Genomic DNA, 24,823 nt, shown 5'->3' on the forward strand with positions numbered 1-24,823 from the left:
GATGAATTCATATGGTTGCCCTCCCCTCTTTTCTTCTTTTATTATATGCTAAATATACTAATAATGAAATAAATAGGAATAAAGACACCAAAATTGCCCTTCCTATATTTTTATAAAAAACATCATTTATGAAATCCCCCTCAGCAATTGCATCGCCAGGTTTTATAATATCTCCCACAACAACAGTTGTTTTTTGATCTTCTGAAAACGTATATTCCTTAAAGTCGATAAAATCCTCATACAAAGCCACATCATTTTCTTTATCGAACTTTTTACGAGTATTATCGAAAGAAAATTTAATATAGTGATCACCAACTTCCTCAACAATACCAAATGCAGTTCCCGACTTATCAAAATTCTCCGCATAATAAACATTGGCAAATGCAGCCCTATTAAAAGTATCTTGATGCGTTATCTTATCGTACATGCTGGGAAGACTCGCAAAAAAGACCCATCCCAACAATAAAGGTGTCACATATTTAATAATATACTTATAAATTTCAGGGATTTTAATATCGGCTCCTAAATTAATTTCCTTCCAACCCTTATCAATTCCAAATACCCAGGAATACAAAATGACCTCAAAAAATGCAAAGAACACCAAACTCACGGTTCCGGCCCAATAATCATAATCATCGAACACCCCTTCCTGAAAAAAGAATACGGTTGGCAACCCCAGAATTAGGGCCAACCCTCCAAAAGACCATGCTCCTTTTGTACTGCTCCATCCAAACTCATCCTTCATAAAGCCCAACCAAGGCGTTCCCATTGCCAGAGAACTTGTAATTCCGGAAAAGAACAATAATCCAAACCACATTACCCCGGCAATTGCTGCGAGCACGGGGCCCCATTGTTGAAATAAATAGGGCATGGTCTGAAAGGCCATTCCGAATCCGGCATTGTTCATTACCCAATCCAACCCTAAGTACCCGGCTGCGATAGGAATTACGATGGCACTACCGATAACCACCTCTACAAATCCGTTCATAAAACCTGCTGTGACAGAGTTAAGAGCTATATCGTCCTTACTCTTAACATAAGAGGCATAGCAATGAATAGTACCTAGACCTACCGATAGTGTAAAGAATATTTGTCCCGCTGCTGCCAACCAAACCTTCGGATTAAGCAATGAATCGTATTGGGGAGTCCATAAGAAGTTAAGTCCGTCCCAGGCATTTGCATCCGGAAAAAGTTCCGATGCACCACTTGTTCCCAAGGTATAACCACGTATTGCCAAGAGAACCCCAAATAGAATCAATAAAGGCATCCCAATTTTTGCAACTTTCTCTACCCCACGGATACCTTTTGACAATATGAACGTATTGAAGGCTAAACAGAGCACAAAGAAAATAATAGCCTCATAAGGAATACCAGTAGTACTTTTGGTTACATCTACATAAGAGTTAAAAAACCCAGCGACCTCACCTTGGGTCATGCCAGAAAAAGTTCCTTTTAAAGAGTGATAGACGTAGGACATGGTCCAAGATTCTATATAGGAATAGTAGGCAACAATAGCCAAATTGGTAAAAATACCAAACACCCCAATATATTTAAGCGCTCTTCCTTTTACCATAGAATCCAAAATGTACGGAGTACTATGGTTTCCAAACCTGCCGCCATAACGGCCAGAGGACCACTCTATAAACAGCAAGGGAATTCCCATTAATAGAAAGCAAACTAAATAAGGGATAATAAATGCTCCTCCCCCATTTTCAACAGCTTGTATTGGAAATCTCAAAAAATTCCCCAATCCTACTGCATTCCCGGCCATTGCCAAAATTAGCCCTACACGCGACCCCCAAGATTCTACTGATTTTGCCATTTTCTACTTACGCTTATTGATCGGTAATTTTAATTAAGTGGCGCAAGTTCGGGAAAAATTATATTTATAACGAATTAAATATAAAATTCCGCTTAAACACTTGCATTTACAGCAAGGTTAAGCGGAAATACTTATAAGATTCTCATCTTTTTCTGAATATGATAAACTAAGCTTTTTGTTTTTTATACAACTGGTTAGATTTAAGTTTTATCCAATATTCCTTTAAATCTGATTTCACTTCCCCAGACATGATATATAGTCCTATTATATTAGGAAACGACATAGCCAGAATCATCATATCTGAAAAATCCAGTACAGCTCCTAAACTAACTGAAGCCCCAATAACCACAAACACAAGGAATAACATTTTATATACAAACTCTACTTTTTTGCTTTTCCCAAAAAGATAAGTCCACGCTCTCATTCCGTAGTACGACCAAGATATCATCGTTGAAAAGGCAAACAAGAAAACTGCTAGCGCCAATACATAGGGAAACCAAGATATTACACTCCCAAAAGCATCGGAGGTAAGCTGGGCACCACCAAGGCCACCAACCTCATGCATTCCGGTAAAAATTAGCACCAAGGCCGTAAGGGTACAAACCACCACGGTATCTATAAAAGGTTCCAAAAGCGCAACAAACCCTTCTGAAGGTGGGTTATTTGTCTTTGCCGTACTGTGGGCAATTGCAGCAGATCCTACTCCTGCCTCATTAGAGAAAGCAGCTCGCTGGAAACCTACTACCAATACTCCAATCACGCCACCTTTTAAAGCACTTGGGCTAAATGCGCCATTTACTATAGCAGAAAATGCCGGACCAATATTTTCAATATTTATGATAATAACAGCCAATGCCGCTACAATATAGATAGATGCCATAATGGGTACAATTTTCCCCGTTACTTTGGCTATACTACTTATACCTCCAATTATAACTATCCCTACTAATATTGCGGTAATGATTCCAAACCAAAAGCCCATTCCTTGTAAGGCGGGAAACTGTCCGGATAGCTGCTCAAAAGATTGGTTGGCCTGAAACATATTTCCTCCACCAAAAGAGGCGCCTACGGCCAAAACAGCAAACAATCCTGCCAAAACTTTTCCAAATCCTTTCATATTACGCTTTTCCAAACCGTAGCGCAAATAGTTCATTGGACCACCAAAAACACGACCATCGGGAAGAATATCCCTATATTTCACCCCTAGTGTACATTCGACGAATTTTGAAGACATCCCCAATAGGCCACAAACAATCATCCAAAATGTTGCTCCTGCACCCCCTAATGAAATAGCCACCCCTACTCCTGCAATATTACCTAAACCTACTGTACCTGATACCGCAGTAGCCAAAGCTTGAAAATGGGTTACTTGCCCTGGTGCATCAGGATCGTCATATTTCCCCCTAGCCAAATCCAATGAGTGCCTAAAACCTTTAAGGTTAATAAAGCCCATTCTTACGGTAAAAAAGAAAGCGCCAATAACCAACCAAATTACAATAAATGGTATAGCCTTCTGTTGTTTATCCCCATTAGGATGTAACACAGCTACAGGTTCATCATATTTTACACTGGCCAAGAAATGAGCGCCTTGCTCAATAACATGTTCTTTATTGTCGGAATTATAGACCACTCCACCTTCTTGGGCAAGGTAATTTAGCTTCCCTGCTACTGGAGAAATTATAGTGTCCAATTCACCACCATTGCGTGATATAACCGCTATTTTATCCCCATTCTTTACTTTCTGACCTTCGGGCATTAACCACTGCTTCAACATAAATTTCCCTTCCATTTCAGTGGACCAATTAGGAATACTTATAAGTTTTTGGTCTGCATAGACCACAGGGTCATAAATACCTATCGCCGCAAAGGGATCCCAAAACAAAACAGCACCCATAGCACTAACAGCTGGAGTCATAAACCCATTAAAAACTTCGGTTATAGCCTCTGTTGGGACAGTATATTCTTTGGTTACGCTCTGTCCATTTGCATCGGAAATCACTACCGTATATGGCAATCCTTCTATCAGGCCAAAAGCCTGATTGGAAGTCAAAGGTGTTTCTTGGCTACTCCATTTATATTGGTAAGGAGGCGTACCTCCCTCCACTTCTACTTTAATAACTCCGTCGTTAATACGAATTGATGGATTTAAAAGGGTTTCCTTCACTATAAGTTCCTGAGAAAAAATGGTTAGGGAAATTAAGGAGATAATAAAAGTTAGAATGTTTCTCATAATGGGTTGAAAAGGTTGAGTTTTCTTAGGTTTTAGTTAAATTATTTGAGCAATATCATAAAAATAATCAATGCAAAAAAATAAAATGATTGAAAATAAATCAATCTAAATGGAACATTTCATTTAATTTTTTAATCTGTTCTGGTCTCCCCAACACAATTATTTTACCTCCAGGTAGAAGCTTTAAATCTGCTTCCGGATTAATAATATACGCACCCGAGGGCTCTATATATCCAATGATAGTACAGCCCGTTTTATTTCTAAGGTCTAGGTCTCTGATGGAATTATTTTCTAATTTTCCCATAAAGTTATCTATGGAAACCTCTTCTAGATTGGTAGTATGCTCCCCTTCTACAGAAAGCTTGTCCATAAAAGTAATAAGATCGGGCATAACTACAAGTGAAGCCATATGATCACCTCCAATTTTATCTGGCATTACTACCTTATTGGCACCAGCAAGTTTCAACTTTTTCTGAGTAGTAACTTGGGCCGCCCTACTGATAATAAACAGGTCTTTATTTAATTGCCTCGCCGAAAGCACTACAAACAGGTTTGCTGCATCATCTGGCATAGCCGAGATAAGATATTGAGCCTTTAGTATTCCCGCTTCATGCAAAACCTCATCCTCATTAGCATCCCCTTCCACGTATAAAATATCGCTACCGAGTTTTTCTATTACCTCCTTGTCCTTTTCCACTACAACGAAAGGTCTTTTATAGGCTCTTAATCGTTCTGCAGCCTGTATACCGTTTCTTCCATAACCACATATAATTACGTGATTAGATAAACCCGAAATTTTATTTTGCACCTTTTTTTTCTTTAAAAGTTGTAGTGAATTGCGACTTAAAATATATTCTGTAATCACCGAAATAGCGAAGGCAAAAATAAATACGCTAGAAATAATTAAAACAACGGTAAACATTTTGGAAGCAACATCCAATGGCCTTACCTCGGAAAAACCCACCGTAGTGACGGTAATTATGGTCATATAAAAGGCATCTACCCATGTATAACCCGATAAAAACCGATACCCCAACACTCCAAATAAAAGCACAAGCACTAGCAAGCTAAAGGCCTGATACATTTTGGAACGAAAGAGTTTATTCATATTTACAGGTCAAAAACAGAAGTTCTTTTAGTATATACCAGATCTTTTATTCTTAACCAAAAAGCCATGAAAAGGTAAAGGGCAAAACCAAATCCTAAGGTTACAAAAGTAAGGTAGATAAAAGTGGTTCTTACCACCCTAGTTCTAATTCCTAAACGCTCTGCGATGCGGCGGCAGACCTCGAATCCCCTTTTCTGAAAATAATAAAGTAACTTATAAAAAATTTTCATGATCTAAAATTAGGCTTTTCCCTTCAATAATCCATGCCCCACTACACATTGCAGACATTTATTTTTAATGCAGTACTCATTATACAACTGTAGTGTGGCCTGACTCTCCAGAGCAGAAGGCAAGGATACATTTAGTTCTTTAAAATTGTTGATCACATTATTACTTTCCGCCTTTACCTCAGAAATAATTTGCACAACCTCTTCACTTACATCCCTACCCATGTGTTTAGAGTAGCCCATTTTAATTGGCAGTATCGTATTTATAATCAAAAGATCTATAAATTTCTTTGTCAACTTTTTAGGATTAGTTCCAGACTCCTTCCCAAAAGTATAATGGCTGTCCCAATAGGGACTTGCCGCAACAGCAAAGAGTTCATATACCTCTTCCACTGATTTAGCTGCAAGCACCTCACTAAATATATTTCTTTGCAAAAAATACAGATTGGCCAATTGAGATAACCTAATGGTTGGAAAATTAGGAGGCCTTAGCTTAAAGAATTGAGGTTTCTGCATATAATTTTCCGATAAGGGGAATTTAGTTTTTAAAAACTGAAACTCTTTTTTTAACCCATTATAATAGTAATCTCCTTGAATGTCCTCTGACAATAGCCCCGCCACCCCAAAAAATACACTTTCTAACTGCATCACATTATTTTGAATCTTACGGATCATGGAAAAATCTAACTGTTTTGCAATCTCAAAAAAAGCATCTCCATTGATCTTTACTCCAAAATTCTTTGTCAACATTATAAAAAACACCCTCTCCCAATCATTCTTCGACTCTTTAAGTAGGTGGTCTACCAAGTTCCATTTCTTTTCCAATCGCTCAAAATAGAGTCGCTCCAACCAATTTTCCCAAACTAAAGATGAGGCATTCGAAACCTCATTGCCGCAATTTAGGAACTTCACTTTATGTTGATGGAACAATTCCTGGTATGCTACCAATACTTGGGGAGGTATATAATCTTTAAGAACCAGCGTAGGGATTGCCGTATTATCCTTTCTATATACATTTACGTCGTCTTCCCAGACCACGTGTAGAATAACATTATTATAATTGGGATCTTGCTCATGATGGTGGGCGTACCAATCGGAAGACTTTATATGAATTTCCACTGTACCCGCCCATAGCTGTTCCCCAATCTCAACTTTAGAATTAAAGAAATCTGGACCCGCTAATAAATTATGGCTACCTACCTCAAAAACCTGAACAGGCTCATTGTTGGAGGTGTAGAGTTTACCCATCCGAAATTTTTGGTACTTCCAGATATAATGCAAAAAATCTTCCCGCATAATCCAAAGTAAGAAAATTATTCGAGTTTTTCTGCATTGATCACGATTATCATCTCAATGCGAAAGGGAAGAACCAATGCACAGGCTTATTAATTACCTCTAAATAGGGCCGTGGCCCATTGGACCGAAACTACAGATACACTCCAACGTCCTCCAGAACGGAATAGGCTGCTAAATGCAGGGCATTCATATCCGATTAAGCAGGTAACAGCCACATCGCCCCACTATAAAACAGCAACAATTCTATTTTATAAATGAGCAATATGTGCTATTTGCTTATGAAATTATAAAATCCAAAGCTAGTCCTCAAGAATCTCGCCTTGCCAGTTCATTATACCACCTTCTAGGTTGTAAGCATTTTCAATGCCCAATTTATTCATAAGGGCACATGCCTGACCACTTCGTTGCCCAGACCTACAATAAACATAGTAATTCTTGGACTTATCCAATTTCTCCAATTCGGTAATAAACTCCTGCCCCATACGGATATCCAGGTTTGTCATATTGGGAATATACCCTTCTTCCACCTCTTCTGGTGTTCTAACGTCCAAGATAAAAGCATTCTGATCGCTTTCTAATTGGGCACTCCATTCTTCTTGAGATAAATCTGCCATATCATTCTAGTTTAAGTTTTCAAAAATAAGACTTTTAGTAAACTCCAAGTACTAATTTAACCTAAGGTTTTCTGAAAAATGAGCCCATTAAAAATTCCCCACACCCGTTTTTAACAAAATTTTAATATTGAAAAATACTGGATTTCCAAAAACACGCCATACATTTGTATATACAATTGTTGTATAGACATGGATGTAGAAAAAATCATAAAAACCGATAAACCGATTCCTATAGAAAGTAGGACGCTAATTCATATTAGCCTTGTACAAAACAAGATTAATGAGATAATGGCGCAGGCGATTAAACCCTTCGACATTTCCTTGCAGCAGTTTAATGTACTTAGGATATTAAGGGGACAAAAAGGGAAGCCTGCAAATCTGTCTACGCTAAATGAAAGAATGGTTACCAAAATGAGCAACACAACCAGACTTGTAGACAAATTGATTCTAAAGGATTATGTAAATCGAAAAGTTTGCCCGAGCAATAGGCGGAAAATAGAAATTACTATTACTCCTAAAGGTGAGGCAGATCTATTAAAAATTGATAAGAACATTATTGAAGCGGAAAGAGAAATAGTCCAAAATTTTAACCTTCAAGAACTAGAGGAATTAAACAGACTCTTGGACAAGTTTTAAAAATAAAGACTAAAAATCGTATACCTATATATTAAAGATGAGCAACTACTTAGATAACTTAAACTGGCGATATGCCACCAAAAAATTTGATACTACGAAAAAAGTATCACCAGAAAAATTAGAAAGCTTATTAGATGCTATATCCTTAAGTGCCTCCTCTTACGGGTTACAGCCTTATGAAATCTTTGTAATTGAAGATAAAGCGGTGAGGGAAAAACTAAAACCTGCTGCATGGGGCCAAGCTCAGATCACTGATTCATCGCATGTTATTGTATTAGCACATCAATCTACTTTTGGCGAAGAACTAGTAGATAATTATTTAGAGAAAGTCAGTGCCACCCGTAATATTCCTCTTAAAGATTTAGGGGGTTATGCTGACTTTATGAAATCTAAATTGGTAACACTTCCCGAGTCTGAAAAAGCTTCTTGGACAGCTAGACAAGCATATCTTGCTCTGGGAAATCTATTGTCAGCAGCGGCAGATCTTAAAATAGATAGCTGCCCGATGGAAGGATTTGACGCTCCAGATGTAAATGAAATCCTTGGACTTACTGAAAAGGGTTTAAACGCCGCGGTGTTGGTAGCCATAGGCCATAGATCTGAAGAAGATACCACCCAACACAATAAAAAAGTACGAAAGCCTAAAAAAGAATTAATTACCCACATATAAATTAAATATAAACACAAAAACAAATAGTTGAATTATGAGAAAAATTGCATTAACATTAGTATTGGCCGTAGTTACAGGTTTCACAGCAACTGCTTCTAACCCAGTAGAAAACGATAAAAAAGAGGTGAAAGTATCAGAAAGTACCGTAACCTGGAAAGGATATAAAGTTACTGGATCACATTATGGAGTTATTGACCTAAAAGACGGTGCTTTAACTTTTAACAATGATCAACTTACCGGAGGTGAATTTGTTGTAGACATGACTACCTTGGTTTCTCATGACTTAGAAGGAGAATATAAAGGAAAATTAGAGGGACATTTAAAATCGGACGATTTCTTTGGAGTAGATAAACATGCAACCTCTAAATTAGTTTTTACAAAAGTTACTCCAACTGGAAAGAACTCCTATGAAGTAATTGGCAACCTTACCATCAAAGGAAAAACCAACCCAATTACTTTTAACATGTCCGTATACGGGAGCAAGGCTACAGCCACATTGAAAGTAGACCGCTCTTTATATGATGTTAAATACGGATCTGGTAGTTTCTTTGATAATTTAGGAGACAAAACTATCTATGACGAATTTGATCTAGTGGTAGATCTCGTATTCTAAGAAAATGGTTCCATTGTTTAAAACCTCACATTTGTGGGGTTTTTTATTTTTTACGTAACACATCGTTTGTAGTTTTAAAATTCATTCCTATATTTGGCTACACAATGAAAAACTCTATATCAAATACTTGGTGGTGGATCAACTTACGAAAAACATCGTGAGAAGAGCACTATTGTAGTATAACTATATAAAAAGGCTTGTCATCACGACAAGCCTTTTTTTCGTTTATCAAATAAGTAAAAACACCAAGTTGTAGGAAAGAATTAAAAGATTTAAAATGAAATATCCTTTAGAATCACACCATAAGAAGATCCTTGCAGACACTATTACTCCTGTTAGTGTATATTTAAAAATAAGGGACCGATTTCCAAATAGCATTTTATTGGAAAGTAGCGACTATCATGCTAATGATAATAGTTTCTCTTATATCTGTTGCAATCCAATTGCTTCCATTACACTGGAGAATGAGGTAATGGTGCAACAATTCCCAGATGGTACTACAGAAGAGACCGCAGTAAACAAGGATACAGATATCCCTAACCTTCTACACCAATTTAGTCAAAGGTTCCAAACTTCTGACAACAATTTTAAGTTTATAAATAATGGGCTTTTTGGATATATGGCGTATGATGCGGTTAGGTATTTTGAAGACATTACCATATCCAAAAAAGACAACAGCGTTGCGATCCCAGATATCTATTATGCCGTATATAGCAATATAGTGGCCATTAACCACTTTAAAAACGAGGCCTATATTTTTGCACATTGTTACCAATCTGAAAATAACATTCCAGAGATTGAGCAAATCCTAAGTGCTAAAAACTTTGCCTCTTATAATTTTAGTAAGAGTGGTAATCCAGTTTCTAATATAGAAGACCACGAATATAAAGAGCAAGTGACATTGGCAAAGCAACATTGCCATAGGGGAGATGTTTTTCAATTGGTATTGTCAAAGCGATTTTCTCAAGAATTTAAAGGAGACGAATTTAATGTTTACCGAGCATTACGTTCCATAAACCCTTCGCCCTATTTGTTCTATTTTGACTATGGCGATTTTAAAATATTTGGAAGTTCGCCCGAAGCACAATTAATCGTTAAGGATGGTAAGGCCGAGATACATCCTATTGCCGGCACCTTTAAACGGACTGGAAACGACGAACAAGATGCAGAATTAGCTAAGAGATTAAAGGTAGATGATAAGGAGAATAGTGAACATGTAATGTTAGTTGACCTTGCTAGAAACGACCTAAGTAGAAATGGAAGCATGGTAAAAGTGGAGAATTATAGGGAGGTTCAATTTTTCTCCCACGTAATCCATCTGGTATCAAAGGTATCCGGCCAAAAGAAACCAGAGGTATCTACCATGAAAGTAGTGGCAGATACCTTTCCTGCAGGTACCCTAAGTGGCGCTCCTAAACACATGGCCATGCAATTGATAGAAAAATATGAGAAGACCAACCGAGGCTATTATGGAGGAGCAATCGGATTTATGGACTTTAACGGCAATTTCAATCACGCTATAATGATCCGCACCTTTTTAAGCAAAAACCATCAATTACATTATCAGGCGGGAGCAGGACTGGTAGCCGCCTCGGATCCTGAAAATGAACTACAGGAAACCTATAATAAATTAGGTGCGCTTACTAAAGCATTAGAAATAGCAGAATCCATATAACGCCGTTGACGGAATTATATAGATCCAAAGTAGGAAGACGTAAAATCAACAAGAAATAGAACAATATTCGATACAGATGGATAATAATCAACATAAAACAAAGACAAGTTCCTCTCAGGGGACACCTAAAGGAGCCATCCTTGTCATAGATAATTACGATAGTTTTACCTATAACTTGGTACATTATCTGGAAGATTTAGACTGTGAAGTGGTTGTAAGGAGAAATGACCAAATAACCCTTGATGAAGTGGATGCCTTTGATAAAATTGTTTTATCCCCAGGTCCTGGTATACCAGATGAGGCCGGATTATTAAAAGCTATTATTACCCAATATGCCCCAACCAAAAGTATTTTTGGTGTGTGTTTGGGGCAACAGGCCATAGCCGAGGTTTTTGGTGGTACCTTAATCAACTTAGATCAAGTATTCCATGGTGTAGCTACTAAAATTAAAGTGGTAGAAGACGATGCACTTTTTGCAGGGTTACCTAAGGAACTTGAAGTGGGCCGTTACCATTCGTGGGTGGTAGATCCGAAACTTCCAGAAGTCTTGATAGCCACCTCCTACGACGAAAACGGGCAGGTAATGTCCTTACACCATACAAGCTATGACGTGAGTGCCGTTCAATTTCATCCAGAATCGGTACTTACCCCTATGGGTAAAGAGATACTAAGAAATTGGGTCAGGAATTAGTAGGAGGTATGTAGTGAGTAGTGAGTAGTGAGTAGTGAGTAGTGAGTAGTGAGTAGTGAGTAGTGATATTAATAAAATTTGAGGTAAATACAGGGAATAGTAACGGTTTAATCTGAATTATATATCCTGGTCCCTAAATAGTAAACATGAAATGAAAGATATATTAAATAAGCTGATCAACCATGACGTACTTTCCAAAGAGGCAGCAAAACAGGTATTGGTCAACATAGCAAAAGGAGATTATAACACCAGTCAGATTGCAGCTTTCCTAACGGTATATATGATGCGAAGTGTCACCATTGAAGAATTGGAAGGATTTAGGGATGCCCTACTAGAACTGTGTTTGGCAGTAGACCTGTCACAATACAACCCAGTGGACCTATGTGGTACTGGAGGGGATGGAAAAGACACCTTCAATATCTCTACACTTGCAAGTTTTGTAACTGCAGGAGCTGGTGTTCATGTAACAAAACATGGCAATTACGGTATTTCCTCTAAATGTGGGAGTAGTAATGTAATGGAATTTTTAGGTATTAAATTTAGTAACGACCCTGGATTCTTGGAAAAATGTTTAGCAGAAAGTGGGATTTGCGTGCTGCATGCCCCCTTATTCCACCCCGCCATGAAAAACGTAGCCCCCATCCGGAAAGAGTTAGCAGTCAAAACTTTTTTCAATATGTTGGGCCCCATGGTTAATCCCGCTTTTCCAAAAAATCAAATGGTAGGGGTATTCAATTTAGAACTCGCCAGAATGTACGGTTACCTTTATCAAAAGACGGACAAAAACTTCACCATATTACACGCCTTGGACGGATATGATGAAATTTCCTTGACCTGTAATACCAAGACCATTACCAATACCACTGAGACCATGCTAAAGCCTGCAGATTTTGGGGTAGATATGATCTCCCCTTCCGAAATTGTGGGTGGCGACAGCATTGAAGATTCGGCACAAGTTTTTATGGATGTACTTAGTGGCAAAGGAACCTCAGCACAGAATAATGTAGTCTGCGCCAACGCTGGCATCGCAATTGCCACTGTGAAAAGAATTAGTCCAAAGGAAGGATTTGAGCTAGCCAAGGAATCCCTGATTAGTGGTAAAGGGCTGCAAGTACTTAAAAAACTACAAACCCTTAGTAGTAATTAAAAAAAAATTCCTCCTTCAATTAAAATATAAACATGAACATACTGGATAAAATAGTTATAGATAAGAGAAAAGAGGTGGAACTAAAGAAATCCATTGTTCCCATATCACAGTTGGAAGCTTCCATTTTATTCGAAAAAACTACCAGTTCCCTGGTACATAAACTTAGGAATAGCAATAGTGGCATCATTGCAGAACACAAACGAAGATCCCCGTCCAAAGCGGTAATCAATCAAAACAATAGTGTTTTCGATGTGGCCATAGGATACGAAAATGCAGGAGCTTGCGGGATGTCCGTTTTAACCGATGGTAAATATTTCGGTGGATCTATGGACGATCTTTTGCTGGCCAGGGCCTCTGTAAAATTACCATTGCTTCGCAAGGAATTTGTTATAGATGAATATCAGATATTAGAAGCCAAGGCCTATGGTGCTGATGTTATTCTCTTGATCGCCGCTATTCTAACAAGAGCTGAGATTAAAGCCCTCTCCCAATTTGCACAAAGTCTAAAACTAGAGGTGCTATTAGAGGTGCACAATGAAGAAGAGCTACAGAAATCCAAAATGCCCAGCTTAGACCTCCTAGGGGTTAATAACAGGAATCTAAAAACATTTACGGTAAGCTTAGAAACCAGTAAAACCCTTTCTACACTTATCCCAAATGATTTTGTAAAGGTTTCCGAAAGCGGTATCAGTTCTGTAGAGGCCATAAAAGAACTTCAGCCCTATGGATTTGAAGGGTTTTTAATAGGAGAGAATTTTATGAAAACCGATAATCCTGGTGAAAGTGCATCCCAATTCATAAAACAGGTAACCTCATGAAACTAAAAGTGTGTGGCATGAAATACCCAGATAATATGTTGGAAGTAGCCAGCCTACAGCCGGATTATCTTGGATTTATTTTTTGGGAACCCTCAACCCGGTTCTTTAATTCCACCCTTGCCAATATTCCAAAAAACATTAAAAAGGTAGGTGTTTTTGTGGATGCACCCGTAAAGGAAATCATAGAGAAAATAAGAAAATACAGTTTACAGGCAGTTCAGCTCCATGGGAAGGAGAGCCCTGAATTTTGCAGTGAACTGAGACAAACCTGTAAAGCAACATTAGACGACGCGGAAAAGAAACTAGAAATCATTAAAGTTTTTTCCATCAAGGATAATTTTGATTTTAGTGTATTGGAAGCCTATGAGGAGGTGTGTGATTATTTTTTGTTCGACACCAAAGGAAAATTACCAGGTGGTAATGGTTATGCATTTAGTTGGAAAATCTTAAAAGAATACCCTTCCAAAAAGCCCTACTTTTTAAGCGGGGGAATTGGAATAGAAGAAACAGGTAAAATAATAGACTTTCTACAAAGGCCGGAATCCAAATACTGCTACGCTATAGATGTAAACAGTAAGTTTGAAGCAGAACCGGGATTAAAAGAAGTGGAAAAATTAAAGGAATTTAAAAAAAGATTAGTGAGTATTGAGTAGTGCCTATCGAGATTTTCACTACTCCATACCCACTACTCAATACTTTGTACTCAATACTGAAAAAACATGAATTATAACGTAGACGAAAAAGGATATTACGGTGAGTTTGGTGGAGCATTTATTCCGGAGATGCTTTATCCCAATGTAGAGAATCTAAGGCAGCAGTATTTAAAGGTGATGGAAGAACCTTCCTTTAAAGCCGAGTTTGACCTATTGCTGAAGAACTATGTAGGTAGACCTTCTCCTTTATATTTCGCTAAGCGCCTTTCGGAAAAATACAATACCAAAATATATCTAAAGCGTGAAGATCTTAACCATACCGGGGCCCATAAGGTTAACAATACCATAGGGCAGATCCTTATGGCAAAGCGACTGGGCAAGACTAGAATTATTGCAGAGACCGGTGCCGGACAGCATGGTGTGGCCACTGCCACCGTTTGCGCCCTAATGGGAATGGAATGCATTGTTTATATGGGTGAGATTGATATTGCCCGTCAGGCTCCAAACGTGGCTAGAATGAAAATGTTGGGTGCCGAGGTACGACCTGCACTTTCTGGAAGTAGAACCTTAAAGGATGCTACCAATGAAGCAATTAGAGATTGGATCAATAATCCTGTAGATACCCATTATATTATAGGTTCTGCCATTGGCCCCCATCCCTACCCCGATATGGTCACTAGATTCCAGTCCATTATTTCTGAAGAGATAAAGTGGCAGCTGAAGGAACAAGAAGGCAAGCAGAATCCAGATTATGTAGTGGCCTGTGTTGGTGGTGGCAGTAATGCCGCCGGAACCTTCTATCATTTCCTACACGAAGAAGAAGTGGGGATTATTGCGGTAGAAGCTGCTGGTAAGGGAGTAGATAGTGGCGAAAGTGCTGCTACATCAGTTTTAGGGAAAGAAGGAATTATCCATGGCTGCAAAACGCTTTTAATGCAGACCCCAGATGGGCAGATTACCGAACCCTACTCTATTTCAGCTGGGTTAGATTACCCTGGTGTTGGACCAATGCATGCCCACCTGTACAAAACGGGAAGGGCAGAATTTATTCCGGTAACCGACGATGCTGCTATGGAAGCGGGAATGGAACTATCCAAATTGGAAGGTATTATTCCGGCTATAGAATCGTCGCACGCATTTGCCATATTAAAAACTAGAGCCTTCAAACCTAATGACGTCGTGGTAATTAACCTATCTGGCCGTGGGGATAAAGATTTAAGCACCTATATAAAATACTTTGAGCTATAAGCAAAAGATATGATTCCCGCTTTTGTTGGGATCCCTAAACATACTTTTAGAATGAACAGAATACATCAAAAATTACAATCGGATAAAAAATTATTCTCCATATATTTTACGGCTGGCTATCCGAATTTAAACGATACCGTTAAAATAATCCAGGCTCTGGAAAGTAATGGAGTAGATATGATAGAGATTGGGTTGCCCTTTAGCGATCCCTTAGCAGACGGTCCTACCATTCAGGCAAGCTCTACCCAAGCCTTAAAAAACGGAATGACTACCGCCATTTTGTTTGAACAATTAAAGGATATAAGATCATCGGTAAGCATTCCCTTAGTCATTATGGGGTATTTCAACCCCATCTTACAATATGGCGTAGAAGCGTTTTGCAAAAAATGTGAGGAAGTAGGTATAGACGGACTCATTTTACCCGATTTACCACTAGATGTATATCAGGAGCGGTATGAGGCTATTTTTAAAAAATACGGATTGATAAATATTTTCCTGATTACTCCACAAACCAGTGATGACCGTATTGCACAAATAGATGCTGCATCAGAAGGATTTATTTACATGGTGAGTTCTGCCAGTGTTACCGGTTCTTCAGATGGCTTTGGCACCGTTCAGGAGTCTTATTTTCAGAGAATTGAGAAGATGGGATTAAAATCGCTGCAAATCATTGGGTTTGGAATTAGTAATTCCGAGACCTTCCAGCAGGCTACTAAATGGGCAAAAGGCGCCATAATAGGATCGGCATTTATAAAATATATTACTAAAAATGGTACTGATACGATTGGAGATTTCGTCAAGCAAATCATTAAATCATAAAGGTGAAAGAACTCCTTAATAATTGGAAAATTATAGCACTCTTATGCCTTACCCTAGGTTTGGCACCCTACTTCCCAGAGCCGCATTTGTTGGGTAAACTTACGTGGGTCTGGGGTGGCGCCAAGGGTATGCAGCCAATGGATTGGTTTGATTTGATACTTCATGGATTCCCCTTTCTTTTATTTTTTAGGTTACTGCTCGTAAAAATCTTAAAAACATAACTTCATCATCACGACTATTAGAGGGTTGCGGAATTCCCTCATTGCTGCATTAACTTTTAGAATAAACGGCATACTGCTGCCTCAAAATTATATACTGACCCTGCCTGTAATTTAACTACTAGACAGATTGAATATCCAAAATTAACAGCTACCTTTAATATAGTAAACCACTAGCTAATAAGCCCTTAATACCTTAGAAAAGTAATTGTCCCCTTTATAAGAAGAGTATCCTGAATGTCATTTAAACCGATGTCATGAGATCAATTCTTTTACTTCTAGCATTACTACTGGTCAATTCCCAAATAGCAGGTCAGACCAAAGAATTCTCCAAAGACTATTTTTTACAAAAAAGCAAAAAACAAAACACCACCGGCTGGATTTTATTAGGCGGAGGAACTGCAATGGTCATAGGCGGGATAACGGCATTCAATTCTAGCTGGGATAGTGGCTCCAATAGTTCTGCTGATATAGGTGGTGTTTTTGTGTTGGTAGGAATCCTAGCCGATGGAGCTAGCATACCATATTTTATCAGCGCAGCTAATAATAAGAAAACAGCAATGTCCATTACATTTGATTATAAACCTATTTATTTACCTGGGGAAAGCTTAGTTGCCACCAAGCCATACTCTATAGTTTCACTGAAAATAAAACTTGACCGTTAACAATCCTCCAAATCATTCTTTTTAGTATTCAGTTAACTGATTGTACTCTGTTCCTTTAGTAAATTCAGGAATCCATAAGGGTATGGAATGAAAATTAAAAAAACTCTCGATACTGCAAAACCCTGAAATCTATGGTAGTGAATTCGGGGTTTTTTGCTTTCATACCTTTATAAGCTGCCATACTTCCTACTGCTCTATTGGCTGCCCCAGAGGGCGCCGTAAGCGAAACAGTCCTAATTACCCTAGCTGTTTCCGAAGTAGCGCATAGAGGTAGGTCGGTTTGGGGTAGTACAAATTCATGAATACGAGGGATTTCATCAGACAGCAACTTTAATTTAACCCCATATTCTTTTATATACTTTCTAAAAAAATACTCAGGTCCATTTTTACTATTTCCACCAGTAAACAACAAGGTATCAATTTTAGGATAATCATGTAAATACCCGAACATATCTCTCAATTCAATATTCTGCAATCCAAGATCCGAGGCGTCTATTTTTACTCGCTCAGCACTATTTACAATATCACAAATACCAATACGGTATTCCCGTAAAAAATCTTTTCGCTGTTGCACTGCCAATTCAGTATTTTCAAATGCGAGCCCCAGTCCAAACATCTGGTCCAATATTGGCCATAATTGACCATCCCTGCTGCCATAACAGAAATCGACATCTCCTTCCTTTAAATCGCCAATGGTAAACCTTGGTGGAGGCAGGGTTCCAACGATAAGCTTAGTAGCCTCTGGAAACAGGAAAGGTTCATAGGGATGGGTATGAATAAATATTTTAGGTGTCAAATTAATCATTCAATGGTAAAAAAGGAGCTCTATAATTTTATATAATTTACAATGAAAATTATTTTAAAACAAGTACCAGATCCTCCGAATTAACTAAAGTACCCCCATTTAATTGTATCCTATCTACCACCCCTTCTTGGGTAGCAGTTACGGTGGTTTCCATTTTCATAGCTTCTATCACAAACAGTGGTTGATTTTTTTTCACTTCCTGATTTTTCTTTACCAGCACGCTAGATAGCATTCCCTGTAATGGAGCTCCTATCTGTTTTACATCGGCAGGGTCTACTTTTACATTTTCAATCTTATTAACTTTAACAGACTTGTCTTTGATCATTACATTCCGTAATTGTCCATTGACTTTAAAGTAGGTACTCACATTTCCCGAATCGTCCGGTTCCCCTCTTAACATTAGTGAAACTAAAATGTTCTTGCCCCTATCTAATTCTACAATAATCTCCTCCCCCACTTCCATCCCATAAAGGAAATTCTTGGTGGGGATATTCATGACATTACCATACTTTATATGGTTATTATAGGCATCGGTAAAAACTTTTGGATACAATTTATAGGAAAGAAAATCTGTTATTAATAGTTCACGCCCCATCCCAACATTAAATTCGCTTTTAAAAGCTTCAAATTCAGCCTCAAAATCGATCGCTTCCAAATGAGCATTGGGTCTATCTGTATAAGCCTGCTGGTCTTTAAGGACCATTTTTTGTAATTTTTTTGGAAATCCTCCTACTGGTTGCCCTAGATCACCTTTAAAATAACCAATTACAGATTGCGGAAAAGAAATTGTATCACCCTTTTCTAAGACATCTTTAACTGTTAGGTTATTGGCAATCATATATTGGGCCATATCACCTACCACCTTAGAACTAGGGGTAACCTTAACGATATCTCCAAAAAGGGTATTTACTTCTCCGTACATTTTAGTGACTTCGGGAAACTTATCTTCTAAGCCCAAAGCTATTGCCTGTCCCTTGAGGTTAGAATATTGACCCCCTGGTATTTCATGCTGGTACACTTCCCCAGTCCCAGATTTCAATCCAGATTCAAAGGTATAATAGTAATTTCGTACGGTTTCCCAATAATTTGAATATTCCGCCAGTTTACTGGTATCCAACTTATTTTCTCTCTCCTGAAAACGCAACATTTCTACAACGGAGTTAAAATTGGGTTGGGATGTAAGTCCCGATAGTCCGCCCAATGCCACATCAACTACATCTACCCCCGCTTCAATCGCTTTTAGGTACATTGCGGCCTGGGTAGAGGAGGTATCATGGGTATGCAGATGTATAGGAATATTGATTTCCGATTTTAAAGCAGATATCAATTCATAGGCAGCATAAGGCTTTAACAATCCGGCCATGTCCTTCACCCCTAAAATATGGGCACCAGCGTTTTCAATATCCTTTGCCAGTTGTACATAATACTTTAAATCGTACTTAGATTTTGAGGGATCTAGTATATCCCCAGTATAACAGATGGATCCTTCTGCTAAGCCTCCCGTCTTGGTTCTTACATATTCTATGCAGGGAGCGATGGATTTCATCCAGTTAAGGGAATCGAAAATCCTAAAAACATCTACCCCAGACTTCCAAGATTCCTCAACAAAACGCGCTATCATATTATCTGGATAGGCGGTATACCCTACTCCATTGGAGCCCCGTATCAGCATTTGCAATAGAATGTTGGGCATGGCTTTTCTTAGCAATTCTAATCGCTCCCACGGATTTTCTTGTAAAAACCGAAGACATACGTCAAAAGTAGCACCTCCCCAAACCTCCATACTGAATACCTCTGGGTGATTTTTAGCATACCCTTCAGCAACCTTCAACATATCAATGGTACGCATCCTTGTCGCCAATAGGCTTTGGTGGGCATCCCGCATCGTGGTATCGGTAAAATGAATCTTTTTTTCATTTTTAAGCCATTGTGAAAATTGATCTGGGCCCAATTCCGTCAAAAGATCTTTTGTTCCCTTAGGAAACCCCTCCATATTAGGAAAAGAAGGTACTATCGGTTTGGAAAACACATGGCCCTTATCCATTTTTTTTACGTCAGGATTCCCGTTTACAATAACCTCTCCTAGAAACTCCAGCAACTTATTGGCCCTGTTCCTAGGTTCCACAAATTGGAATAACTCCGGTGCATTATTAATAAAGTTTACTGTTACCTTCCCCTCTCTAAAAGTGGGGTGTTTTAAGATATTATCCAAAAACGCCATATTGGTCTTTACCCCCCTAACACGGAATTCTGCCAAGGCCCTTCTCATTTTACGGCAAGACCCGTCCAACGTTCTACTTAGCGCAGATACCTTTACTAGCATGGAATCGAAGAATGGAGAAATAACCACTCCTTGGTAAATACTACCCGCATCTAATCGGATACCCAAACCAGAGGCACTACGGTAGGTAGTTACCACCCCATAATCTGGTTTAAAGTCATTGGCAGGATCTTCGGTAGTTATTCTACATTGTAAGGCATACCCCGTAACTATAATGGCGGCCTGATCTTGAATTTTGATTTGTTTGTCCGATAATCGATATCCGCCCGCTATAAATAATTGTGCCTTTACCAAATCTATATTGGTAATCATTTCGGTTACCGTATGCTCTACCTGTATCCTCGGGTTTACCTCAATAAAATAGATGCTGCCATCGTCATCTACCAAAAATTCTACGGTACCAATATTGTTATAGTCTACCGCTTTACAGATAGCAATGGCATATTTGTATAAATTATCCTTGGTATCTTGCGGCAGCCCTATTGATGGAGCAAACTCTATTACCTTTTGATATCTCCTCTGCACAGAACAGTCTCTCTCGTACAAATGCACCATGTTTCCATGGGTATCTGCAACAATTTGAATCTCTATATGCTTGGGGTTCTCCACATATTTCTCTAGGAATACCGTATCATCACCAAATGCATTTAAAGATTCCCGTTTCGCCTCGGGAAACCCTTTTCTAAGTTCTTCTTCGGTACGAATAACGCGCATACCTCTTCCCCCACCACCAGAGGCAGCTTTCAGCATTAAGGGATACCCAATTATTTTAGCTTCGGATAATGCCACCGCAACATCCACTAAATCCTTATCACTGCTTCTTATGATGGGAACCCCATTGGCGACTGCAACTTCCTTTGCTGTGATCTTATCGCCTAAAGCTTTTAGCACCGATACTTTTGGACCAACAAAAATAATTCCATTGTCCTCACATTTTTGTGCAAATTTTGGGTTCTCAGATAAAAACCCATATCCGGGATGAATAGCATCTACTCCATTATCCTTAGCAATCTTAATTAAAGCATCCATATCCAAATAAGGCTTTAACGGCTCATTATCGCCTCCTATCTGATAACTTTCATCCGCCTTATATCGATGTAGGGAATACCGGTCCTCATAGGTATAAATCCCAACAGTTTTAATCCCAATTTCTACACATGCTCGAAAAACACGAATGGCGATCTCTCCCCTATTTGCTACTAATACTTTTTTTATTTTCAACGCTATAGTTTTTTAGAGATGTTGGTTTCAACAAGTCGGTTGTCTCACAAACTTAGCACTTTAGGTCTAGCATGACAACACATAAAGTAGTTATGTTTAAAGAAAATTGTTGTAAAACAATAGGAAACCGCAAGATAAGGTCATACCTTAAAACTTTGAATAACCCAATTAATAATATATTTTTAGGGCAACTAAAATTGGAAAGTAATGGGAAAAGGAGATAAGAAATCTAAAAGGGGTAAAATAATTAATGGAACCTATGGTACCAGACGAAAACGAAAAATAAAAAGAAAGCCTAGTGTAGAGGAAAAGATTAATGTGGAGAAAAAAAAGTAAATAGAATATAGATTCTGAAAAGGATTAATCTATTCTAAAATTCAATTCTATCTCACCCTCTTCAGAAATAGTGAGCCCATAAGTGTAAAAACCATCTTTTAATGGAGATTCTCCAACATAGTCGATTGGTTGCAATGTGTAATTTTCGCTCCCTACTATTATATTAATATAGGAGTAATTATAGGCAGTTTCATATTCCAAATATTTTGAAAAAGATCCAGCAGCGATATTTTTATGCACTTTGCTAGAACTACCAACCTCCACAACATCAAAATGGACACTGCTTTCGTTCTTTACCCTAATATGAACCCCCTCAAGATTGTCATCACGATCCGTACAACCCATATTAAGAACTATAGTCAATATAAACAAAGCACACTTTTTCATTTTATATTTTATTTATGGAAAACGGTTTGAAAACTATGAGTATTATTAGGTAGAACATTACCTATCGGATAAATACAGGCTGATTTTCCTTTAAGGTATGCGCCTTGCTAAATAGATATCCATCTTTATCAAACCCTCTTACATCGTCCAATGTTTTGGCATTGGAATCCAATAAATATCGCACCATAGATCCCCTTGCCTTCTTGGCATAAAAGCTGATTATCTTTAAATTATCATTTTTCCAATCTTTAAAAATAGGAGTGATTACAGGTACTTTTAGCTTTTTTTCTTCCAAAGCACTATAATATTCATTACTTGCCAAATTTATAAACAGCTCGTCCTCTTGCAATTCCGAATTCAGGTGATCAGTAAGTTGTTTTTTCCAAAATTCGTATAGATTTTTTTTCCTGCCCACCTTTAAAGAGGTTCCCATTTCCAATCTGTAGGGCTGCATAAGATCCAATGGCCTAAGAATCCCATATAGTCCCGACAGGATACGAAGTTGTCCTTGTAATTGTGTCATTTTTTCAGGAGCAATGGTATAGGCATCCAAACCTTGATAAACGTCGCCGCTAAAGGCATAAATTGCCTGCCTTGCATTTTCAAGGCTAAAGGGTGTAGAAAAAGATTGGTTCCGCTCCCAATTAAGTTGGGCCAATTTATCCGATATTCCCATTAATTCCGATAAGGCTATGGGCTTTTTCTTCTTCAACACTTTATTTAATTGAACGGCATGGTCTAGAAATAAAGGTTGAGAAAAATCATTTATGGGTAATTTAGTTTCAAGATCCAACGACTTCGCCGGGGAAATAACAATCTTCATTCTTCAATATTTTACAAATAATCCAATCTATATACTCACCACTGCAATCCCATCCATCTAAAAAAAAACTAGTGGGGCTTTAAGCAGCGTTATTCTGTCTGACTGTGTTGGGCATAATGCCTCCATTTTTCAATGCACTGTGCCATATCGTCCGGTATTTCGGAATCGAACCTCATATACTCTCCAGATACAGGATGTACAAATCCTAGTGTTTTTGCATGCAGCGCTTGTCTTGGTAGAAGTTTAAAAGCATTATCTACAAATTGTTTGTATTTCGTAAATTTAGTTCCCTTCAAGATTTTCTCACCACCATATCGCTCATCATTGAACAAGGTATGGCCAATATGCTTTAAATGCACTCTTATCTGGTGTGTTCTTCCCGTTTCTAGATTACAGGAAATAAGGGTTACAAACCCCAATCGCTCTAGCACCTTAAAATGGGTAACTGCTTCCTTTCCCTGATCCCCTTCTGGGAACACCATCATCTGCAATCTGTTTTTCGGATTTCTTGCAATATGCCCCTCTATAGTTCCTTTATCTTCCGCTACATTTCCCCATACCAACGCAATATATTCGCGCTCACTAGATTTATCAAAAAACTGTTTGGCCAGATGCGTCATAGCCGCTTCCGTCTTTGCCACTACCAATAGCCCAGAGGTATCCTTATCTATCCTATGGACCAATCCTGGACGGTCATCGCTATTCTTCGGCAAATTCCCTTGATGATATAGTAGGGCATTGATCAATGTCCCCGAATAATTACCGTGACCAGGGTGCACCACCATTCCAGCCGGCTTGTTCACCACCAAAAGAACATCGTCCTCATAGACAATATCCAATGGGATGTTTTCTGGAGTTAATAATAATTCGTGTGGTGGATGCGGAAACATTACACGTATATGGTCCCCGGCTTTAACCCTATAATTTTGTTTTACCGAAGCCCCATTCACCCATATATTCCCGTCTTTTGCTGCGTGTTGGATTTGATTCCTAGTAGCATTTTCAATGAAATTCATTAAAAACTTATCTACTCTTAATGGGTCTTGGCCTTTTGATGCTACAAAACTATGGTGTTCAAAAAGGTCATCCTCATTTAATTCATAATCGTCGTTTTCTACCATAGTTATTCCGAATCTGCCTTTATTTGAGCCCTATCAGAGATATTTCCATTACCACAAACTAATTCTATCTTGGAAGTTTTTGGTAATTTATCTCCAGGCTTTATATATTTTCCCTTGTATTTTATTTGGTACACCATATCCTTTCCCAACTCGTCAATATAAGTAACGCGCTCCACATCCAATCCTACCGCCTTAAGCATAGAACTGGCATTTCTTTGGGTTACTTGAATAATATTGGGAATAGTAACTTTTTTATATCCTGACGGATTTACCGTAATATATATTTTCCTGCCTTCCTTAACCTTACTACCGGCTAGCGGATTCTGATCTATTATAGAGAATCGGGGGTAAGACGGATTATAATTAGCGGAATCTAATACAGAAAACCGCAAGCCCGACTTATCTATTAAGGATCTGGTTTCCGTTACAGAGAGCCCAGCCAAATCTGGAACTTCAACAAACTGTCCATGATTGGTAGTTTTCTTTAACCATTGCATAGCACCAAAGACCACTAATACCAAAACCAATATTGCAAGTCCCAACTGTATTAATAAAGTCTTACTAAATAAAAATTTGAAAAAGTTCCGCATAATTAATTTTCTTGAACAGCAAAGATAGAAAACCGAATGCTTTTTTCTTTGTTTTGAATGCATGATATTTGCCGATTCAAATTAAAGAGTTAAAAACACTAAGAAACAA

Annotated in this window: 24 protein-coding genes; 12 read left to right on the forward strand and 12 right to left on the reverse strand. The window is 38.3% G+C overall.

The genetic code is table 11. From position 1 onward, the window contains the following. Nucleotides 1–7 precede the first annotated feature (7 nt). The 6 genes from G466_RS0109770 to G466_RS0109795 form a co-directional block, all read right to left on the reverse strand. Complete coding sequence (locus G466_RS0109770; RefSeq protein ID WP_026813495.1) at nt 8–1,822, reverse strand: sodium-dependent transporter; 1,815 nt, start codon at nt 1,820–1,822, stop codon at nt 8–10. A 166-nt stretch (nt 1,823–1,988) separates the two neighbouring features. Next, entirely contained in the window at nt 1,989–4,052 is a 2,064-nt protein-coding gene (locus tag G466_RS0109775) for an amino acid carrier protein (protein WP_026813496.1), read from the reverse strand. A gap of 100 nt (nt 4,053–4,152) precedes the next feature. Next, a complete protein-coding gene (locus G466_RS0109780; RefSeq protein ID WP_026813497.1) occupies nt 4,153–5,160 on the reverse strand; it encodes a potassium channel family protein in 1,008 nt (335 codons plus the stop codon). A 2-nt stretch (nt 5,161–5,162) separates the two neighbouring features. Next, complete coding sequence (locus G466_RS0109785) at nt 5,163–5,390, reverse strand: PspC domain-containing protein (protein WP_026813498.1); 228 nt, start codon at nt 5,388–5,390, stop codon at nt 5,163–5,165. Between the two features lie 9 nt (nt 5,391–5,399). Further along, on the reverse strand, nt 5,400–6,683 hold the full coding sequence (locus tag G466_RS0109790; protein ID WP_026813499.1) for a DUF2851 family protein: 1,284 nt from the start codon (nt 6,681–6,683) through the stop codon (nt 5,400–5,402). A 299-nt stretch (nt 6,684–6,982) separates the two neighbouring features. Continuing rightward, a complete protein-coding gene (locus G466_RS0109795; protein WP_026813500.1) occupies nt 6,983–7,297 on the reverse strand; it encodes a rhodanese-like domain-containing protein in 315 nt (104 codons plus the stop codon). 189 nt (nt 7,298–7,486) lie between these two features. Between G466_RS0109795 and G466_RS0109800 the strand changes: the two genes are divergently transcribed. The 11 genes from G466_RS0109800 to G466_RS0109855 all read left to right on the forward strand — a co-directional run bounded on the left by G466_RS0109800 (nt 7,487) and on the right by G466_RS0109855 (nt 17,150). Then, a complete protein-coding gene (locus tag G466_RS0109800; RefSeq protein WP_026813501.1) occupies nt 7,487–7,933 on the forward strand; it encodes a MarR family winged helix-turn-helix transcriptional regulator in 447 nt (148 codons plus the stop codon). A gap of 37 nt (nt 7,934–7,970) precedes the next feature. After that, nucleotides 7,971–8,603, forward strand: a complete 633-nt coding sequence (locus tag G466_RS0109805; RefSeq protein ID WP_026813502.1) for an NAD(P)H-dependent oxidoreductase — start codon at nt 7,971–7,973, stop codon at nt 8,601–8,603. Between the two features lie 34 nt (nt 8,604–8,637). Next, entirely contained in the window at nt 8,638–9,216 is a 579-nt protein-coding gene (locus G466_RS0109810) for a YceI family protein (protein WP_026813503.1), read from the forward strand. Between the two features lie 277 nt (nt 9,217–9,493). Next, nucleotides 9,494–10,891 (forward strand): anthranilate synthase component I family protein, encoded by a 1,398-nt coding sequence (locus G466_RS0109815; protein WP_026813504.1) that lies wholly within the window; start codon nt 9,494–9,496, stop codon nt 10,889–10,891. A 76-nt stretch (nt 10,892–10,967) separates the two neighbouring features. Further along, a complete protein-coding gene (locus tag G466_RS0109820) occupies nt 10,968–11,582 on the forward strand; it encodes an anthranilate synthase component II (RefSeq protein WP_051315596.1) in 615 nt (204 codons plus the stop codon). A gap of 151 nt (nt 11,583–11,733) precedes the next feature. After that, nucleotides 11,734–12,729, forward strand: coding sequence for an anthranilate phosphoribosyltransferase (gene trpD / locus G466_RS0109825; protein ID WP_026813506.1), 996 nt, complete (start codon nt 11,734–11,736; stop codon nt 12,727–12,729). Between the two features lie 32 nt (nt 12,730–12,761). Next, nucleotides 12,762–13,547: an indole-3-glycerol phosphate synthase TrpC gene (gene trpC, locus G466_RS0109830; protein ID WP_026813507.1), complete on the forward strand. Its 786-nt coding sequence runs from the start codon at nt 12,762–12,764 to the stop codon at nt 13,545–13,547. Continuing rightward, nucleotides 13,544–14,200: a phosphoribosylanthranilate isomerase gene (locus G466_RS0109835; protein WP_034235235.1), complete on the forward strand. Its 657-nt coding sequence runs from the start codon at nt 13,544–13,546 to the stop codon at nt 14,198–14,200. The genes trpC and G466_RS0109835 overlap by 4 nt, the downstream gene beginning before the upstream one ends. Nucleotides 14,201–14,266: 66 nt before the next feature. Continuing rightward, a complete protein-coding gene (gene trpB / locus G466_RS0109840; protein ID WP_026813509.1) occupies nt 14,267–15,448 on the forward strand; it encodes a tryptophan synthase subunit beta in 1,182 nt (393 codons plus the stop codon). Nucleotides 15,449–15,499: 51 nt separating this feature from the next. Next, the gene (gene trpA, locus G466_RS0109845; RefSeq protein WP_026813510.1) at nt 15,500–16,267 is read left to right on the forward strand and encodes a tryptophan synthase subunit alpha; all 768 of its coding nucleotides are present in this window, start codon (nt 15,500–15,502) and stop codon (nt 16,265–16,267) included. Between the two features lie 475 nt (nt 16,268–16,742). Then, the gene (locus G466_RS0109855; protein ID WP_026813512.1) at nt 16,743–17,150 is read left to right on the forward strand and encodes a hypothetical protein; all 408 of its coding nucleotides are present in this window, start codon (nt 16,743–16,745) and stop codon (nt 17,148–17,150) included. A gap of 94 nt (nt 17,151–17,244) precedes the next feature. Here G466_RS0109855 and G466_RS0109860 read toward each other — a convergent pair whose 3' ends face one another. Continuing rightward, nucleotides 17,245–17,955, reverse strand: coding sequence for a uracil-DNA glycosylase family protein (locus G466_RS0109860; protein ID WP_034235238.1), 711 nt, complete (start codon nt 17,953–17,955; stop codon nt 17,245–17,247). Between the two features lie 49 nt (nt 17,956–18,004). Beyond that, the gene (locus G466_RS0109865; RefSeq protein WP_026813514.1) at nt 18,005–21,457 is read right to left on the reverse strand and encodes a pyruvate carboxylase; all 3,453 of its coding nucleotides are present in this window, start codon (nt 21,455–21,457) and stop codon (nt 18,005–18,007) included. Between the two features lie 207 nt (nt 21,458–21,664). On the opposite strand from G466_RS0109865, the gene G466_RS23505 reads away from it, so the two are divergent. After that, nucleotides 21,665–21,793 (forward strand): 30S ribosomal protein THX, encoded by a 129-nt coding sequence (locus tag G466_RS23505; RefSeq protein WP_084148844.1) that lies wholly within the window; start codon nt 21,665–21,667, stop codon nt 21,791–21,793. Nucleotides 21,794–21,817: 24 nt separating this feature from the next. On the opposite strand, the gene G466_RS0109875 is transcribed toward G466_RS23505, so the two are convergent. The 4 genes from G466_RS0109875 to G466_RS0109890 form a co-directional block, all read right to left on the reverse strand. Beyond that, nucleotides 21,818–22,180: a hypothetical protein gene (locus G466_RS0109875; RefSeq protein WP_157373851.1), complete on the reverse strand. Its 363-nt coding sequence runs from the start codon at nt 22,178–22,180 to the stop codon at nt 21,818–21,820. Nucleotides 22,181–22,241: 61 nt separating this feature from the next. After that, complete coding sequence (yaaA, locus tag G466_RS0109880) at nt 22,242–23,003, reverse strand: peroxide stress protein YaaA (RefSeq protein WP_026813516.1); 762 nt, start codon at nt 23,001–23,003, stop codon at nt 22,242–22,244. Nucleotides 23,004–23,092: 89 nt separating this feature from the next. Next, nucleotides 23,093–24,124 carry an RluA family pseudouridine synthase gene (locus G466_RS0109885; protein WP_026813517.1) on the reverse strand — a complete coding sequence of 344 codons (1,032 nt, stop codon included), beginning with the start codon at nt 24,122–24,124 and terminating at the stop codon, nt 23,093–23,095. 2 nt (nt 24,125–24,126) lie between these two features. Further along, a complete protein-coding gene (locus tag G466_RS0109890) occupies nt 24,127–24,714 on the reverse strand; it encodes a PASTA domain-containing protein (RefSeq protein ID WP_026813518.1) in 588 nt (195 codons plus the stop codon). Between the last annotated feature and the right edge of the window lie 109 nt (nt 24,715–24,823).

Origin of the sequence: Arenibacter certesii DSM 19833, from assembly GCF_000429545.1 — a bacterium.
Taxonomy (GTDB): domain Bacteria; phylum Bacteroidota; class Bacteroidia; order Flavobacteriales; family Flavobacteriaceae; genus Arenibacter; species Arenibacter certesii.